Here is a 15,569-nt window from a genome sequence, read left to right as displayed (position 1 = left end):
GATGGAAGTGCGGTAGCTTTGTCTTGCACGGAAGCAAGCTGACTTGCACGCGTGCAAGACCGAAGGGCCCGCCTCGGGTGGCACCCCGAATCGAGCCCTTTAGCGCAGTTCACGAGCCCGGTCGCCTACCTGCCGACCGGGCTTTGCGTGTTGTAGCCCTGGTCGTGACCGTCTCGTGCGTGGGGTTGCTAGCGTGCGAACTGCCCCACAGTGGCGATGATCGCCACGATCAACCCTGCTGCGGCTAGATAGACCTGCCACCTTTCGGCGTTGGTCCACTTTGCCTTGCGAGGCTTCACATCGCTTTGACCACTCACTCACTCCTCCTCGCTCCTCCAGGAGCCTCACTGACGATTTTTCAGTGAAGCTTCCGGAGGAGGCGGAGCGCGTACGAAGTATGTCACGGGGGGCCCGTTGACCGGCACCGGAACCACATGATTGATCTGAGCTTTTCCTGAGCTGGGCGCGGCAGTTGGCCGGTGCGTCGACGGGATGTTTGGCTAGACGCGCTCATGGAAGGCTGCGCCCTCAACGCAGCTAGGACGTGAGGCTGATCCACTGCTGCGACGCCTGATGTCGCTGTGAAGCAGCGAGACAGAGGCACTACGAACTGCGTTCAGTCGCCGTACGCTCGAATCATGAATGCCGACATTGGCGAGCGGCTCAAGGAAGTACGCAAGCGGCGCGGTATGACACAGCTTCAGCTGGCGAGTGAGTCAGGTGTGTCTCTGTCCCTGATCCGGAAGCTGGAGCAGGGGGAGCGGGCGGATACGCGCTTGGAGACCGCGCGCCGACTGGCTCAGGCCCTGAGGGCGCCGACGACGAACCTCATCGCGGATCATGAGGACGAGCGGGCGGCGGCTCCGGGGGCCGATGATCGTTGGGAGGCCGTCAGGCGGGCCCTCGTCGCTCCGGTCCGGCAGGACGGCCCCGCCGAGGAACCGACGGTGGACGGGGTGCGGGAAGCCCTGCAAGCGTCTCTTCCCCTCTTCTCCAGTGATCGTTTCGCGGAGCTGAGCATGATCCTTCCGCCTCTGCTGCGGGACGCTGATCTCGTAGCGGAGTCCGGGGCTGAGGGCACGGCCGTGCGGGTCCGGCTCTCGCAGCTGACAGGGTGGCTGCTCACTCAGACTCGGCAGTTCGAGGCTGCCGACATCGCCCTTTCTCGCTCCCTGGAGGAGTCCTCGGACCGGCTTGAGGCAGCGGCGACGGTGAGCACACAGTGCTGGCTGCTGCTGCGGCGTGGCCGGCTGGCTGAGGCGCGGGAACTGGCGGCGCGCTGGGCGGATGAGGTAGAGCCGCGTATCTCGCGCGCGACTCCGGCTGAGCTGAGCGCGTGGGGCTGGCTGCTGCTGCGGTCGTCCGCGGCGGCGATCCGGGACAACCGGCCTGGTGAGGCTGAGGAGACCTTGCGCTACGCGAACTCGGCGGCGGTCGCGATGGGGCGCGAGTACGCCCCGCGCAACGACTTCTTGCAGGCGTTCGGCCCGGTCACAGTGGCCTTGAAGCGCGCTGAGAATGCCATGATCGTCGACAAGCCGGACCTGGTTCTCAAGCTCTCGGCGCGCATCCCAACGGGGGGCATGCGGCCCACCTCCAACAATCGCAACCGCCACCTCCTCGACGTGGCAGAGGCGCATGCCCGCTCGCGCGACTACGCGCGGACTGTCGAGATCTTGCAGGGTATTCGCGCGGACGTGCCTCAGTGGCTGCCGAATCAGCGGTACGCGCGGGACATCTTCGGCCGGGTCGTCGCACGTCGGCGGACACTCACGTCTGAGATGAGGGAGCTCGCCGATGCGATCGGGATGCCCATGTGACTCGGTGTGGCACTTCCGGCCGACCCCTCGCCAAAGTGCCATTGAGGTGTGCTCCCGTGGCTACGTAGCGTCATTGCCATGGTGACTCAAGGCAGAGCATCAGAGACGACCGTCCCTGAGCGTGGAGACCTGATGTACGACCCTCGGACGTCCAAGGTCGGCGAATACCAGGACAGAGCGGGCCCCTACGCCATGCTGCGTCCGGTCGGCGGTGGCCGTGAGTGGGAGGCGGACCCGGATCGGATCCGTCCAGCCAGCCCCGAGGAGCGGCTCAGGGCGGGCGTCAGGGCGGCCAATGCGCGGGCGGTGCGGCCGTGAGCGTGCGTTCGGTGATTCGTCACGAGAAGTGGACACTCGCGCCGGACCGTGAGCCGGACGCGGAGCCGATCACGTACGCGATGACGTGCACGGTGTGCGGCCAGTCCTCGGACGCCAGTGAGGACTTCGCAGAACCGCAGAGCTGGGTGCTGGAGCATTGCGGCAAAAACCCGTCGCATCACACCTTCCGCGAGATCATCACCCGCGCATGGCGTACATGGCGAGACACCTGATCCGCCCGGTAGCGGCGCGGTGTGGCACGCCGCCGGCCGTAGAGGCTTTGGACGGGAGCTGCCATGGGGCGAGTGAACAGGGGGCCTTACGCTCGCCAGCGGATCGGGCAGTCCTTGGGACCTGCCCGCAATAGCTCGATCGGACCCCTGTTCTTAGAGGCTCGCCCCATGGTGGCTGTCTAAAGCCTCGTAGGCCGTCGGCCCCAGCCCAAGAGGGTGTGCGCCGCGTAGCGGCCTGTTCGTTCGGTGACGAGTGAGGTGTGCATGAAGCACTGCGAAGATCAGTTCGCGCCCCCTCCAGAGATGCAGACTGAGGCATGCCGGGTGGCGGGGGTGCAACTGGATGTTGATCCCGCACTCGTGCTGCGGTGCGAGCTGGGGGCGCACGAAGGGCAGGATCATGCGGCAGGGATCGTGGAGGCTCAGGACCCCTCTGGGCGCATGACCTGGGTGGGTGGCGATCGGGCGTGGACGTGCGCGATCCGTGCATGGCGCGCCGCTTCGGGGAGGCGGAGCGGCTGGACAACGTCGTGTGCGGCCTGTTCGCGGGCCATGAGGGTGAACACGCCTGGCAGTAACAGTGAAGATGCGGCTGATGTCTCGGCTCGTCTGCTGCGCGCTGGGCGGCGGCACCCCGGACCGGACCGGCCGAAGGCCGCACGCCGGGCAGGGGAGCGCAAGCCGCCCGGCGCAGGGCATGGATGTGGCGGGTGTTTCTGCTGACTGCATGTTTCGGTACTGCGCGCTGAGTGGCGGGGTCGCCGCAGCGGTGGCGGAGACAGGGAGCGGCGGCGGCCCCGGCCGCCAGCGCGCGCGGTCCGCCGAAGGCGGGCCGCCTGGAGGAAGTGAAGACAGATTCCGACACGCCCCGCACTTCCGCTTCAACTGCGGTGTCAGTGACGGTAATTCACTCGCGCATCTGCGAGAGCCCGTGCGATCGTTCGGGTTCGAGCGACGAGCCTTCCTCGGTGATTCTCAAAAACAGACATAGACACAGACTTCTTCAGCAGACATCACACTCTTCTTCTGCCTTCTCTGTCTTCGCTCTCATCCACGCTGCCTCGACGTGTTCCTTGAATCTGACACTCCATCATCTCGCTTTCAAAGGACATCACACATGACTCACACCTGCGCCCTGGCTCGCGCTCCTCCCTGTCCGTCTGTTCTGGAGGTGCCCTGTGCTCAACGCCTCACATGAGGTGACTTCACCGACTTTCCGCTCCGCTGAGCTGGAGCGTGAGAAGCGTCTGCGGCTGTTGTCCGATGCCGATCGGGACGTCATCCGCCTTGCGCACGATCCCCTGTTTCCGCGCTTGCTGGGGCAGATCAAAGCCATCGGGGGTTGTGCCCATCCGGTCCACCTGTCCGGCTCCATCATTACCTCCGACGCCCTGACGGGTGAGGTGATCTCGTCCTACTCGACGGCCGGAGAACCGGGCGAGCGGCTGGCCGTCCGCTGTCGCAACCGCCGCGCCTCGGTCTGCGCGCCGTGCGCCTACCTGCACGCGGGCGACACCTATCAACTGATCCGCGCGGGCCTGTCCGGCGGCAAGAACGTCCCCGAAAGTGTTCGGGACCAGCCTCGCCTGTTCGTCACCCTGACGGCCCCCTCGTTCGGGTCCGTCCACCGCTCCCGCGATGGCAAGCGGTGTCGACCGCGCAGGGACGGCGGCGTATGCGAGCACGGGCGTCCCGTCGGCTGCGGCCTGGTCCACACCGAGGATGACCCCGCGCTGGGTCGCCCGCTGTGCGCGGACTGCTACGACTACGTGGGCCATGTGCTGTGGCACGCGCACGCAGGGAGACTGTGGGATCGGTTCACCACCGCCGCACGGCGTCACCTGGCCTCCGCCGCAGGGATACCGCGCTCATGTCTCCGTGACCACCTGGTGGTGTCCTTCGCGAAGGTGGCCGAGTACCAGAAGCGGGCCGCCATCCACTTCCATGCCGTGGTCCGCCTCGACGGTCCTGCCGGCCCCGGCACACCACCCCCGCGCTGGGCCACGACCGAGCTGCTGACCGAAGCCGTACGCACGGCTGCCGCGTCGGCGAACGTACGGGCCGCGGAATCGTGCGCCTACGGGGACGCGCTCCTCGTCTGGGGGAAGCAGCTGGACGCGCGGCCGATCCGGGCCTTCGAGGGCGGTGAGGGGCCGACCGATGAAGCTGTCGCCGCCTACGTGGCCAAGTACGTCTCCAAGGGCACCGCCGAAACCGGCGCCGGACTGGACTACCGCGTATCAGGTCCGGACGACATCGCTGCCGCGGTCGTCGCGCCCCACGTACGGGCTCTGATGGCCACTTGCTGGCGCTTGGGCGGTCTGCCCGATCTGGAACACCTCAGGCTGCGGTCATGGGCTCACAGCCTCGGATACCGCGGTCACGTCCTCACCAAGACCCGCCGCTACTCGACGACGTACGCGGCGTTGCGTGATGAACGAGCCGCGTACCGTCGCAGCGACACAGAGCCGACCGACGACCCGACCTTGATCACTGAGTCGAGCTGGCGCTACGTCGGTTCCGGCTACACCCCCGGCGCTGCCAGACTCGCCGCCGGAATCGCCGAAGACCTGGTCATGAGCCGTCAGCTTGCCCGTGAAGCCGCGGAAGACGAGGCGCGGGGGTGGGCGCTGTGAGGGGTGGCAGCAACCTGCTCATGACGCCGGACGAGGCCGCGACGCAACTCGGCGTGACGAAGCGGGTCCTCATGGACTCCTACCGGCGCTGGGGCATCCCGTACCTGAAGGTCGGCAAGCATGTCCGGTTCCGAACGAGAGATCTTCACAACTGGGTTGAGGCGCGGATGCGGCACAGCTAGCCTGATGATCTGTCACTAACCAATCAACATGCTGAGGTTCAACAAGAGTGGCGACCATCAAGAAGGAAGACTGTTCGTGCCCCCGGCGCAAGAAACCGACGTGCCCGCACAAGCCGTACCGGGTGTCGTACCGGGAACCGGGCGGCAGGGCGGGCAAGCCGCGGCAGGTGTCGTTCAAGAAGCTCGAAGACGCGGAAGCCTTCGCGGTCAAGGTCGAGCGGGACAAGGACCTGGGGACGTACATCAACCCCAAGGCGGGACAGCGAACCTTCCAACAGGTCTGGCGTGAATGGGTCGAGGCGGGAACGCTCGAAGAGTCCTCGAAGAGGAACTATCAAAGCGTCTACGACAACCATTACGGGCCGTTCTTCGGGAACAAGCCCATCGGCAGCATCACGCCGACGATCATCCAGGAATGGGAGGCGGACCAGAAGGAGCGCGGATACAAGGAAAACGGAATCAACGGACGTAAGAACGTCCTGTCGTCTGTTTTCAACTACGCGGTAGCCGCCGAGATCATCGGCCGAAATCCGTGCAAGAAGGCGAACCCTCGTAGGCGCTCAGGGCAGCAGATCACGCCGGTGACCGACGACGACATCCCGACCATGGAAGAGGTGCTGGGGATCATCGCGGAAGCCCCGAAGCTCATCCGTGCCGGATTCTGGGCCATGGCGGGCTGCGGGATGCGCCCGGGAGAGTCCTTGGCGCTGTCGGACGAGTCCATGGACTGGGAGCGCAGCGTCCTCGCTGTGGATCACCAGGTATCCGCCTACGGGTGCCAGGAAATCTCCGGCTATCGGCGTGGTGTGAAGAGGGGTACGAAGCATCGCGCCTTCGAGCAGGCGCGGAAGACGCCGGTGCCCGAATCAATCAACGAGATCTTCAACGATCACATCGACACCTTCGAGACATGGGGGGATCGGGGCTGGTTCTTCGAATCGCCCAGGCTGAACGACCGCCACCCGTCGTACGACTGGTTCCTGGACCAGTTCAAGGCGGCGGCGAAGCTGGCCGGCACCCCGCAGTACACCCCGAAGAGCTTCCGGCACTTCTTCGTCTCCGAGGCCATCCACGCTCAGATCCCACTCTTCGAGGTCGCGGCATGGGTCGGGCACCGAACCACCAGGACGACGGAACTGGTCTACGGCCACCTGGTCCGCCGGGCCATGGACCGGGGCGCCCGCACCATGCACAACCGCCTGGGGCTCAAGCTGGAGCCCTTCAAGGGCCTGATCGTCCCGCCCTCGCTGACGCCCGCGGAGGACGACATCGAGGACTGGGACGACGTGGCGTAGGAGGTTCGCTGTGGCGACGTGCGGACCTGGTGCAGACTTCGGGCCGGTTCGGCCGACCCCTCAGGTACGGCCGGACTCGTTCGAGGTGTTCAGGATGTTCACACTCCGAAACAGTGCGGAGGGGCACCCGTGAGACACGGCAGCGACCTGCCCCGGTTGAGCCTTTCCGCAGTTGAAGGCCCCTCCTAGCACGTAAGTCTGGGGGCCTCCGACGCCCTCCATGGAGCCCCAGAACTGAGGGGTGACCCCCTGGTATGCAAAGTCCCGGACTTGCCCAGCAAGGCGGCCGTTCCGGATCATGTATGCCCTCTGACCCGTAAACTGGAAGTTGTAGCGCTGCATGTCGATCGACCACGACCGGTCCCCGACGACATAGATGCCGCGGTCCACGCTCCCGATCAGGTCCTCGGTCGACATCCCGGCCGGATCCGGCCGCAACGACACGTTGGCCATGCGCTGTACGGGCACGTGCGCGGGGGAGTCGGCGAACGCGCACCCGTTGGAGCGCTCGAACCCGGTCAGCCTCGCGATCCGCCGGTCCAGCTGGTAGCCGACGAGTGTGCCGTCCTTCACCAGGTCCCAGGACTGGCCCTCGACGCCCTCGTCGTCGTAGCCGATGGTCGCCAGGCCGTGCTCGGCGGTGCGGTCGCCGGTGACGTTCATCAGCTCGGAGCCGTACCGCAGCCTGCCGATCTGGTCGAACGTGGCGAAGGAGGTGCCGGCGTAGGCCGCCTCGTAGCCGAGCGCGCGGTCCAGCTCGGTGGCGTGGCCGATGGACTCGTGGATGGTCAGCCACAGGTTGGAGGGGTCGACGACGAGGTCGTACAGGCCCGCCTGGACGCTCGGCGCCCGCATCTTCTCGGCCAGCAGCTCCGGGATCTGCGCGAGCTCGGACTCCCAGTCCCAGCCGGTGCCCGTGAGGTACTCCCAGCCCCGTCCGGCAGGCGGCGCGACGGTCCGCATGGAGTCGAACTCGCCGCTCGACTCGTCGACCGACACGGCGGTCAGCTGCGGATGCAGTCGCACCCGCTGCTGGGTGGTCACGGTCCCCGCGGTGTCGGCGTAGAACTTGTTCTCGTGCACGGTGAGCAGCGAGGCGTCGACGTGGTTGACCCCGTTCGCCGCCAGCAACCGCGCGCTCCACTCCGCGAGCAGCACCGACTTCTCCTCGTCGGGCACGGAGAACGGATCGATCTCGTACGACGAGATCCAGGTCCGGTCGCTGTGCACGGGCTCGTCGGCCAGCTCGACGCGCTCATCCGACCCGGCCGCCCTGATCACCTGGGCGGACAGCTTCGCCATCGCCACCGCCTGCGAGGCGACCTTGGCCGCGGCGTCGAGGCTCAGATCCACCCCGGACGCGAAGCCCCAGGTACCGCCGTGCACGACCCGGACCGCGTACCCGAGGTCGGTGGTGTCCGACGAGCCGGCGAGCTTGGCGTCCCTGAGCCGCCAGGACGCACTGCGCACCCGCTCGAACCGGAAGTCCGCGTGCTCCGCGCCCAGGGCACGCGCGCGTGCCAGCGCGGCGTCGGCCAGGGCGCGTAGAGGAAGTGCCGTGAAGGCTTCGTCGATGGTATGAGGCACCTGCGTCTCTTTCTGTGGGGGTGACGTTGGTCGCTGTGGTCTGTGGTTCTTCAGATCATGTCCCCCATCCGCCCTACGGACCACAACTTTCCTACCGACGTGCGCGACATTCTGTAGGGACCCGACAGTGAGTCTCCCTGGCCACTGTCGGTGCCCGATTGTCCGTCGGCGCTTCCGGACCGATAGGTTTTCGAGGAAGCCGCCTGTCATCCAGGTGTTCGGGCGGGTGACTCAGACCGCTATCGAAAGGGTGATCCGTTGAGCCGCTCGGTTCTCGTCACCGGAGGCAACCGGGGCATCGGCCTCGCCATCGCCCGCGCATTCGCCGACGCCGGCGACAAGGTCGCGATCACATACCGCTCGGGTGAGCCGCCCGCCGGTTTCCTGGCCGTCAAGTGCGACATCACCGACACCGAGCAGGTGGAGCAGGCCTACAAGGAGATCGAGGCCCAGCACGGTCCGGTCGAGGTCCTGATCGCCAACGCCGGCATCACCAAGGACCAGCTCCTGATGCGTATGTCCGAGGAGGACTTCACCTCGGTCGTCGACACCAACCTCACCGGCACCTTCCGCGTCGTCAAGCGCGCCAACCGCGGCATGCTGCGCGCCAAGAAGGGCCGGGTCGTCCTCATCTCGTCGGTCGTCGGACTGTACGGCGGTCCCGGCCAGGCGAACTACGCCGCCTCCAAGGCCGCCCTCGTCGGCTTCGCCCGCTCGCTCGCCCGTGAGCTGGGCTCCCGCAACATCACCTTCAACGTCGTCGCGCCCGGCTTCGTCGACACCGACATGACCAAAGTGCTCACCGACGAGCAGCGCGCGACCATCGTGTCGCAGGTCCCGCTCGGCCGCTATGCGCAGCCGGAGGAGGTGGCCGCGGCCGTGCGGTTCCTCGCTTCGGACGACGCCTCGTACATCACTGGAGCCGTCATCCCCGTTGACGGCGGACTGGGAATGGGTCACTGATCACCATGAGTGGAATTCTCGAGGGCAAGCGTGTCCTGATCACCGGTGTGCTGATGGAGTCCTCCATCGCCTTCCACACCGCGAAGCTGGCCCAGGAGCAGGGCGCGGAGATCATCCTGACCGCGTTCCCGCGGCCCACGCTGACCGAGCGCATCGCCAGGAAGCTCCCGAAGCCCACCAAGGTCATCGAGCTCGACGTGACCAGCGACGAGCACCTCGGGCGTCTTGCCGACATCGTCGGCGAGGAGCTCGGCGGCCTCGACGGCGTCGTCCACTCCATCGGCTTCGCGCCGCAGGACGCGCTCGGCGGCAACTTCCTCAACACGCCCTTCGAGTCGGTCGCCACGGCCATGCACGTCTCGGCGTACTCCCTGAAGTCGCTGACCATGGCCTGCCTGCCGCTGATGCAGAACGGCGGCTCCGTCGTCGGCCTCACCTTCGACGCCCAGTACGCCTGGCCCCAGTACGACTGGATGGGCCCGGCGAAGGCCGCCCTCGAGGCCACCAGCCGCTACATGGCGCGCGACCTCGGCAAGCAGAACATCCGCTGCAACCTCATCTCGGCCGGCCCCATCGGCTCGATGGCCGCCAAGTCCATCCCGGGCTTCGCCGAGCTGGCCTCCGTGTGGGACTCCCGCGCGCCCCTGGAGTGGGACCTCAAGGACCCGGAGCCGGCCGGCCGCGGCGTCGTCGCGCTGCTGAGCGACTGGTTCCCGAAGACCACGGGCGAGATCATCCACGTGGACGGCGGCCTGCACGCCGTCGGTGCCTGATCGCCGCCGCCGAGGCCCGGCCGACCACCGAGGCCCGCACCCCCTCCGGGTGCGGGCCTCGGTCCGTGCGGGCATCACCCGTTCGGCTCACCGGCCGGGCGCACACGTGCCGCGACAGCGCACCCTGAAGTAACGCGTTCACTGCGCGATTCCCTCCCCAGCACTGCCGAGGAGGTTCCCTTGTGCGCCTGTCCCGCAGCCTGGCCTCAGCGACCGTGGCCGTCGCCCTCGTGCTCTCCCTGCCGTCCGAGGCGGCGCCGCACGCGCGCGTCACGGACGGGAGACCGGAGCCGCTGTTCGGAGCGGAGTGCCGTACCACCGTCCGCGGCTCCCATGTCGTGGCCTACTGCCACAACCCCTATGTCGACACCGATCGCGTGCGCCTGCACATCGAGTGCGCCCGTTGGTGGGACCTCGACACCGACGGCGACCCGGTCGACGCCGGGGCCGCGATGACCGTACGGCTCACCGGCAGGTGCTGGAAGGACGTCGGCTCGGCGTGGGTCAGCCACCAGAAGGCGGGCTGAGCCGGCCCGGACGGCACAGGAACGGGTAGCCGGCCGCCTCCGCCGCGGCCGCCTCGGCGTCACCATCGCGGATCGCGTCGACGAGCCGTCCGTGGTCCATGCGCGCCTGAGGCGTCAGCTCCTCGCCGACGTCCGCGCGCAGCCAGTCCCGCAGCGCCTCGCCCAGGTCCGCGTACATCGCGGTCATCACCTCGTTGTGGGAGGCGGCCACCACGGCCATGTGGAAGGTCGCGTCCGCCGTCACGAAGGCCTCCGCGTCACCCGACTCCCAGGCCTCCTCACGCCGTACGAGCAGCGCGTCGAGCTGCTTGAGGTCCTTCTCCGTGCGCCGCTCGGCGGCCAGCCGCGCGGCGGCCGACTCCAGGGTGGAACGCAGCTCGGCGATGTGCCGCGGGTCCGCGTCGGCGAAGCGGCGGTGCATCACACCGGCCAGCTCGCTGGTCGCCACGACGTAGGTGCCGGAGCCCTGGCGGATGTCCAGCAGACCGTTGTGTGCGAGGGCGCGGACGGCCTCGCGGACCGTGTTGCGGGCGACTCCGAGCTGATCGACCAGCTCGGGCTCCGTGGGGATCCGGGAGCCGACCGGCCACTCGCCCGAGGTGATCTGGTGGCGAAGTGCCGCGATGACCTGCTCGGACAGCGCCGACCGGCGCGGATGGCTCAGAGGCATGGCACACCTTCGCACGGGCGGGGCCGGAACGAGCGGCCCGGGGATGGACAACCAATCATCCCATGATTCTATGATGGGCGGCATGATCAGTGAGGAAACCGGCACGACGACGTCCACGCCCAAGTCCGCCTCGGCGGCGAACAGGTCCCCGGAAGCGTCCACGCACGCGTGGACGACGCGGCTGCTCGTCGTCGCCATCGTGCTTTCCGCGGTCAACCTCCGCCCCGCCATCACCAGCCTCGGCGCCCTCCTCGAAGAGGTCCGCGACGGCCTCGGCATGAGCGGCAGCGTGGCCGGGCTCCTCACCTCCGTGCCCCCGCTGTGTTTCGCCGTCTTCGGCGTCATGGCCCCGCGGCTGGCCCGCCGCTTCGGGGCGGGCGCCGTGGTCTGCGCCGGAATGGCCGCCATCACCGCGGGCCTGATCACACGGCCGTACATCGGAGGTACGGCCGGCTTCCTGGCCGCCACCGCCCTCGCGCTCATGGGCATCGCGGTCAGCAACGTGCTGATGCCGGCCATCGTCAAGCAGTGGTTCCCCGACCGGGTCGGCTCCATGACCGGCCTGTACTCGATGTCGCTCGCCCTCGGCACCGCGTCCGCCGCCGCGGTGACCGTACCCATGGCAGGGGCGCTGGGCGGCAGTTGGCAGTACGGACTCGCCGTGTGGGCGGGCCTGGCGGCAGCGGCCGTACTGCCGTGGATTCCGTTCGTACGCGACCGGGGCACGGCGCCCGCCGAGCAGTCGGCCGCGCGGCGGGCACCCGCGCGCCAGGAGCAGCCCGCGGTACGGATCACCCGGAGCCGTACCGCCTGGGCGCTCGCCCTCTACTTCGGTCTCCAGGCCACCGCCGCCTACATCACCATGGGCTGGATGGCCCAGATCTTCAGGGACGCCGGCGTCGCCGCCGGCACGGCCGGGCTGCTGCTCGCGGCCACGATGGTGATGGGCGTGCCCCTGGCCTTCGTCATCCCGCGCGTCGCCTCGCGGCTGCCCCACCAGGGCCCGATCGTGCTGGCGCTCGGCGTCTGCGGCCTCGCCGGGTACGCCGGCCTGTACGTCGCGCCGGCCGGCGGCGCCTGGGCCTGGGCCCTGCTGCTCGGCATCTCCAACTGTTCCTTCCCGCTCGCCCTCACCATGGTCGGGATGCGGGCCAGGACCGGCGCGGGCGTCGTCCGGTTGTCGGCCTTCGCGCAGAGCACCGGCTACCTGATCTCCGTCCCGGGCCCGTTCCTGGTGGGCGTGCTCTACCAGCACGGCGGCGGCTGGGGCCTGCCGATCGCGCTCATGACCGGCCTGATGATCCCGCAGATGGCCGTCGGTGTCCTTGCGGGACGCAACCGTACGGTGGAGGACGAGACGGTCCGCTGATGTCACCCCGGGCGAGCCGCCGGGGCCCGCGGATGCGACACTTGCCGTATGCCCGTGCTCGACCCGAACCCGCAGAACGGCCAGAAGAAGATGCTGCTCGTCTTCGGCGCGTTCCTCGCCATCTTCGTGATCATCGCCGTCATCGCGTCGATCGCGTCGCCGTGACCGCGGGCCCATGGTGGGGTTAGCCCCCCACCCCCTAGGGGGTGAGTGTCAGGGTCAAGTGGGTGGATCTCCGGATGGGTTGGAGTCCGCGATGTCCGTAGCTTCGAGATGTGGCCGCAGGGCGCGGACCATGCACCGTTCGAAGACCTGCGGAGGCACGTATGCCGGCTCCTACGCGCACCCGGCCCCGCCCGGCGACCACGGGCGGCGTCGACATCCGGCTGCCCTGGTGGGCCCTGGCCCTGCCCGTTCTCGCCTTCGTCGTGCTCCTGGTCCTGGTGCTGAACCCGACGGACGCGCACGCGGCGGCCTGTGGCCCCGCGATCACCCAGCTGTTCGAGCGGCTGCACCAGCTGAAAGGCCACTGAAAACACCCGGTGAGGCGGCCGTCAACTCCCTGCGCCGCATGGCGTGTTTCATGCGAAGCTGGGTTCCATGAGCGTCGCAGAACCCCGCAGGATTGTCCTCTTCCGGCATGCGAAAGCCGACTGGCCACAGGTGACCGACCACGAGCGGCCGCTCGCTGAGCGGGGCCGCAAGGACGCCGCAGTCGCCGGGCGCAAGCTGGCCGACACCGGCATCCCCTTCGATCTGGCCCTGTGCTCCACCGCGACCCGGACCCGTGAGACCTGGAAGCTCGCCGTCCACGAGTTCCCGCACCGGCCGAAAACCGTCTACGAGGAGCGGATCTACGAGGCCTCGCCCGGCGAGCTGATCGCGTTGCTCAACGAAACTCCCGACGACGCGCAGAACGTCATCCTGATCGGCCACAACCCGGGCGTCCAGGGCCTCGCCGACATCCTCGCCGGCTCGGCCGACGGCGACGCCCGCGAGCGGATGAGCCGCCGCGGCTTCCCGGCGGCGGCCTTCGTCGTCCTGACCTTCGACGGCTCCTGGAAGAGCCTGGAACCGGGCGTCACCACGCTGACCGACTACTGGGCGCCGTCCGACTGAGTCCGACCGACCCGAACCCCGCGGACCGCGAGGGGCCCGCACCGCCACGGTGCGGGCCCCTCGCGGTGCGCCGTGAGGCTCAGTCCTCCTCGTGTGCGTCCGCCGCCTCGACCTCTTCGCGGGTGACGCCCAGCAAATACAGGACCGTGTCCAGGAAGGGCACGTTCACCGCGGTGTGCGCCGCCTCCCGCACCACCGGCTTGGCGTTGAAGGCGACCCCGAGGCCGGCCGCGTTGAGCATGTCCAGGTCGTTGGCGCCGTCGCCGATCGCCACCGTCTGGGACAGCGGCACACCCGCCTCGGCGGCGAACCGGCGCAGCAGCCGCGCCTTGCCCGCCCGGTCCACGATCTCGCCCGTGACCTTGCCCGTCAGCTTCCCGTTGACGATCTCCAGCGTGTTGGCCTGGGCGAAGTCCAGTCCGAGCCGCTCCTTCAGATCGTCCGTGACCTGGGTGAAACCGCCCGAGACGACGCCCACTTGGAAGCCGAGGCGCTTGAGCGTACGGATGAGCGTGCGCGCGCCCGGCGTCAGCCGCACCTCGCTGCGCACCTTGTCCACCACCGAGACGTCCAGTCCCTCCAGCAGCGCCACGCGCGCGTGCAGCGACTGCTCGAAGTCCAGCTCCCCGCGCATCGCGGCCGCCGTCACCTGGGCGACCTCGTCCTCGCAGCCTGCGTGAGCGGCGAAGAGCTCGATCACCTCGTCCTGGATGAGCGTGGAGTCCACGTCCATGACGACCAGACGCTGCGCGCGCCGGTGCAGACCCGCCGCGACGACCGCCACGTCGACCCCGAGTGCCGCCGCGTCGGTCACCAGGGCGGTGCGCAGCGGCTCGGTCTCCACGCCGGACACCGCGAACTCGACCGCCGTCACGGGGTACTTGGCGAGGCGGAAGATACGGTCGATGTTGCCGCCGGCCTTGGTGATCCTGGCGGCGATCGCGGCAGTCGCCTCCGCGGTGAGCGGGTGGCCCAGCACGGTGACCAGGGAGCGGCCGAGACCCCGCGGCCGGTTGTCGCCCAGGCCGGAGATGATCTCCGCCTGCATCTTCATCGACTCCGCCCAGCTGTGGACGGTCGACCGCAGATCCCCCTCGAGCCCGGCGGGCGGCTCGGTCACGAGCGCGCACAGCACCATGCGGCCACGGGTGACGACCTGCTCGATGTCGACGACGTCGACAGAGTAGGCGGCGAGGGTGTCGAAGAGACCGGCTGTGATGCCCGGCCTGTCCTTGCCGAAGATCTTGACCAGCAGAGTGGGGATGTCGGAGGTCTGCGAAGCGCTCATGGTGTACCCACCGTATCCGGCACGCAGTGCCGCCGCTCCTGCGGTCCGCCTGACGGACACGGAACACCGGGTGTCCGGGCGGTGTCCGGATCCTTACCGACAGGTCATGGGGCGGGCCGCGGGCGGGGTCTTCCGCGCATGTACGCCCCCGAGTGGATCACCGTGGCCCCTTCGGCCTCCGCGGCGGCGCCGGAGGAGGGGGCGGCGGTGGCGGAGGCCCCTCGTCGGACGAGGGCGACCGCCGGTTTCCGGGCCGCGAACGGGGAGGCTCCTGCGGCGAGCGAGGAGGCGGCCCTATCGGCCGGGCCACCGTGGGCGCGCCGTACACGTCGGGGGGCGGCGGCGAACCGCCGGGTCGCCGCACCTCGCCGGCCGGCGAGGTGCCATCGGGAGGCGGCGCGGCACCGTGCGACCGCGACCCCTCGCCCCCCGGCCGGGCACCCCCCGCGCCGTCCGGCCGGGCGTCCTCCGGTTCGCGCAGCTCGTCCGGCACCCGCAGATAGGGATTCGTGGCCGGATTCGGCGGCCGGTACGGCGCCCCGGGCGTGTACGGGCCGGCCTCACCCCGGTACGGCTGGGGGTCGCTTCGGTGCGGTCCGGACTCCGCGGCGTCGTATGGTCCGGAGGCTCCGGCGTGGGGCCCTGTTCCACTGCGGTCCGGTCCGGCTTCGCTGCGGTACGGCAGCGCTTCACCCCGGTACGGCTGGGGGTCGCTTCGGTGCGGTCCGGACTCCGCGGCGTCGTATGGTCCGGAGGCTCCGGCGTGGGGCCCTGTTCCACTGCGGTCCG

Annotated in this window: 16 protein-coding genes; 13 read left to right on the top strand and 3 right to left on the bottom strand. The window is 68.9% G+C overall.

What is annotated here, in order from left to right; all coding sequences use genetic code 11:
- The first annotated feature begins 638 nt into the window (after positions 1–638).
- The 6 genes from ACZ562_RS26975 (at position 639) to ACZ562_RS26950 (ending at position 6,484) form a co-directional block, all read left to right on the top strand.
- Positions 639–1,820 (top strand): helix-turn-helix domain-containing protein, encoded by a 1,182-nt coding sequence (locus ACZ562_RS26975; RefSeq protein ID WP_471184397.1) that lies wholly within the window; start codon positions 639–641, stop codon positions 1,818–1,820.
- Between the two features lie 132 nt (positions 1,821–1,952).
- Positions 1,953–2,138: a hypothetical protein gene (locus ACZ562_RS26970; RefSeq protein ID WP_229870783.1), complete on the top strand. Its 186-nt coding sequence runs from the start codon at positions 1,953–1,955 to the stop codon at positions 2,136–2,138.
- An 11-nt stretch (positions 2,139–2,149) separates the two neighbouring features.
- Positions 2,150–2,371, top strand: coding sequence for a DUF7848 domain-containing protein (locus ACZ562_RS26965; protein ID WP_471184002.1), 222 nt, complete (start codon positions 2,150–2,152; stop codon positions 2,369–2,371).
- Between the two features lie 1,247 nt (positions 2,372–3,618).
- Complete coding sequence (locus ACZ562_RS26960; RefSeq protein ID WP_471184395.1) at positions 3,619–5,007, top strand: replication initiator; 1,389 nt, start codon at positions 3,619–3,621, stop codon at positions 5,005–5,007.
- Positions 5,004–5,189: a helix-turn-helix domain-containing protein gene (locus tag ACZ562_RS26955; RefSeq protein ID WP_471183999.1), complete on the top strand. Its 186-nt coding sequence runs from the start codon at positions 5,004–5,006 to the stop codon at positions 5,187–5,189. Before ACZ562_RS26960 ends, ACZ562_RS26955 begins: the two co-directional genes overlap by 4 nt.
- A gap of 47 nt (positions 5,190–5,236) precedes the next feature.
- Entirely contained in the window at positions 5,237–6,484 is a 1,248-nt protein-coding gene (locus ACZ562_RS26950) for a tyrosine-type recombinase/integrase (protein ID WP_189716124.1), read from the top strand.
- A gap of 60 nt (positions 6,485–6,544) precedes the next feature.
- On the opposite strand, the gene ACZ562_RS26945 is transcribed toward ACZ562_RS26950, so the two are convergent.
- The gene (locus ACZ562_RS26945; RefSeq protein WP_471183996.1) at positions 6,545–8,071 is read right to left on the bottom strand and encodes a TldD/PmbA family protein; all 1,527 of its coding nucleotides are present in this window, start codon (positions 8,069–8,071) and stop codon (positions 6,545–6,547) included.
- Positions 8,072–8,329: 258 nt separating this feature from the next.
- Between ACZ562_RS26945 and fabG the strand changes: the two genes are divergently transcribed.
- From fabG to ACZ562_RS26930, 3 genes are all read left to right on the top strand, one after another.
- On the top strand, positions 8,330–9,034 hold the full coding sequence (fabG, locus tag ACZ562_RS26940; protein WP_471183994.1) for a 3-oxoacyl-[acyl-carrier-protein] reductase: 705 nt from the start codon (positions 8,330–8,332) through the stop codon (positions 9,032–9,034).
- Positions 9,035–9,039: 5 nt separating this feature from the next.
- On the top strand, positions 9,040–9,807 hold the full coding sequence (fabI, locus tag ACZ562_RS26935; protein WP_471183991.1) for an enoyl-ACP reductase FabI: 768 nt from the start codon (positions 9,040–9,042) through the stop codon (positions 9,805–9,807).
- A gap of 182 nt (positions 9,808–9,989) precedes the next feature.
- The gene (locus ACZ562_RS26930) at positions 9,990–10,334 is read left to right on the top strand and encodes a hypothetical protein (protein ID WP_471183989.1); all 345 of its coding nucleotides are present in this window, start codon (positions 9,990–9,992) and stop codon (positions 10,332–10,334) included.
- Here ACZ562_RS26930 and ACZ562_RS26925 read toward each other — a convergent pair.
- The gene (locus ACZ562_RS26925; protein ID WP_471183986.1) at positions 10,312–11,004 is read right to left on the bottom strand and encodes a FadR/GntR family transcriptional regulator; all 693 of its coding nucleotides are present in this window, start codon (positions 11,002–11,004) and stop codon (positions 10,312–10,314) included. The genes ACZ562_RS26930 and ACZ562_RS26925 overlap by 23 nt on opposite strands.
- Before the next feature lie 70 nt (positions 11,005–11,074).
- On the opposite strand from ACZ562_RS26925, the gene ACZ562_RS26920 reads away from it, so the two are divergent.
- The 4 genes from ACZ562_RS26920 to ACZ562_RS26905 all read left to right on the top strand — a co-directional run bounded on the left by ACZ562_RS26920 (position 11,075) and on the right by ACZ562_RS26905 (position 13,492).
- On the top strand, positions 11,075–12,373 hold the full coding sequence (locus ACZ562_RS26920; RefSeq protein WP_471183983.1) for a CynX/NimT family MFS transporter: 1,299 nt from the start codon (positions 11,075–11,077) through the stop codon (positions 12,371–12,373).
- Positions 12,374–12,421: 48 nt separating this feature from the next.
- Positions 12,422–12,538, top strand: a complete 117-nt coding sequence (locus tag ACZ562_RS26915; RefSeq protein ID WP_266829118.1) for an SGM_5486 family transporter-associated protein — start codon at positions 12,422–12,424, stop codon at positions 12,536–12,538.
- A gap of 161 nt (positions 12,539–12,699) precedes the next feature.
- Positions 12,700–12,906 (top strand): hypothetical protein, encoded by a 207-nt coding sequence (locus ACZ562_RS26910; protein WP_471183980.1) that lies wholly within the window; start codon positions 12,700–12,702, stop codon positions 12,904–12,906.
- A 67-nt stretch (positions 12,907–12,973) separates the two neighbouring features.
- A complete protein-coding gene (locus tag ACZ562_RS26905; RefSeq protein WP_471183978.1) occupies positions 12,974–13,492 on the top strand; it encodes a SixA phosphatase family protein in 519 nt (172 codons plus the stop codon).
- A 79-nt stretch (positions 13,493–13,571) separates the two neighbouring features.
- Here the strand turns inward: ACZ562_RS26905 and serB are convergent, their stop codons facing one another.
- A complete protein-coding gene (gene serB, locus ACZ562_RS26900; RefSeq protein WP_471183976.1) occupies positions 13,572–14,780 on the bottom strand; it encodes a phosphoserine phosphatase SerB in 1,209 nt (402 codons plus the stop codon).
- Positions 14,781–15,569: the final 789 nt, after the last annotated feature.

Source organism: Streptomyces sp. NPDC040410, from assembly GCF_055595715.1.
The sequence above is the reverse complement of the archived record's forward strand: the minus strand, read 5'-3'. Positions and strand labels throughout refer to the sequence as shown.

Excerpts from the sequence above, each read along its gene's own strand:
- ACZ562_RS26975 (WP_471184397.1), top strand. The coding sequence starts at position 639 with ATGAATGCCGACATTGGCGAGCGGCTCAAGGAAGTACGCAAGCGGCGC.
- ACZ562_RS26970 (WP_229870783.1), top strand. The coding sequence starts at position 1,953 with ATGTACGACCCTCGGACGTCCAAGGTCGGCGAATACCAGGACAGAGCG.
- fabI (WP_471183991.1), top strand. The coding sequence starts at position 9,040 with ATGAGTGGAATTCTCGAGGGCAAGCGTGTCCTGATCACCGGTGTGCTG.
- ACZ562_RS26925 (WP_471183986.1), bottom strand. The coding sequence starts at position 11,004 with ATGCCTCTGAGCCATCCGCGCCGGTCGGCGCTGTCCGAGCAGGTCATC.
- ACZ562_RS26920 (WP_471183983.1), top strand. The coding sequence starts at position 11,075 with ATGATGGGCGGCATGATCAGTGAGGAAACCGGCACGACGACGTCCACG.
- ACZ562_RS26915 (WP_266829118.1), top strand. The coding sequence starts at position 12,422 with ATGCCCGTGCTCGACCCGAACCCGCAGAACGGCCAGAAGAAGATGCTG.
- ACZ562_RS26910 (WP_471183980.1), top strand. The coding sequence starts at position 12,700 with ATGCCGGCTCCTACGCGCACCCGGCCCCGCCCGGCGACCACGGGCGGC.
- ACZ562_RS26905 (WP_471183978.1), top strand. The coding sequence starts at position 12,974 with ATGAGCGTCGCAGAACCCCGCAGGATTGTCCTCTTCCGGCATGCGAAA.
- serB (WP_471183976.1), bottom strand. The coding sequence starts at position 14,780 with ATGAGCGCTTCGCAGACCTCCGACATCCCCACTCTGCTGGTCAAGATC.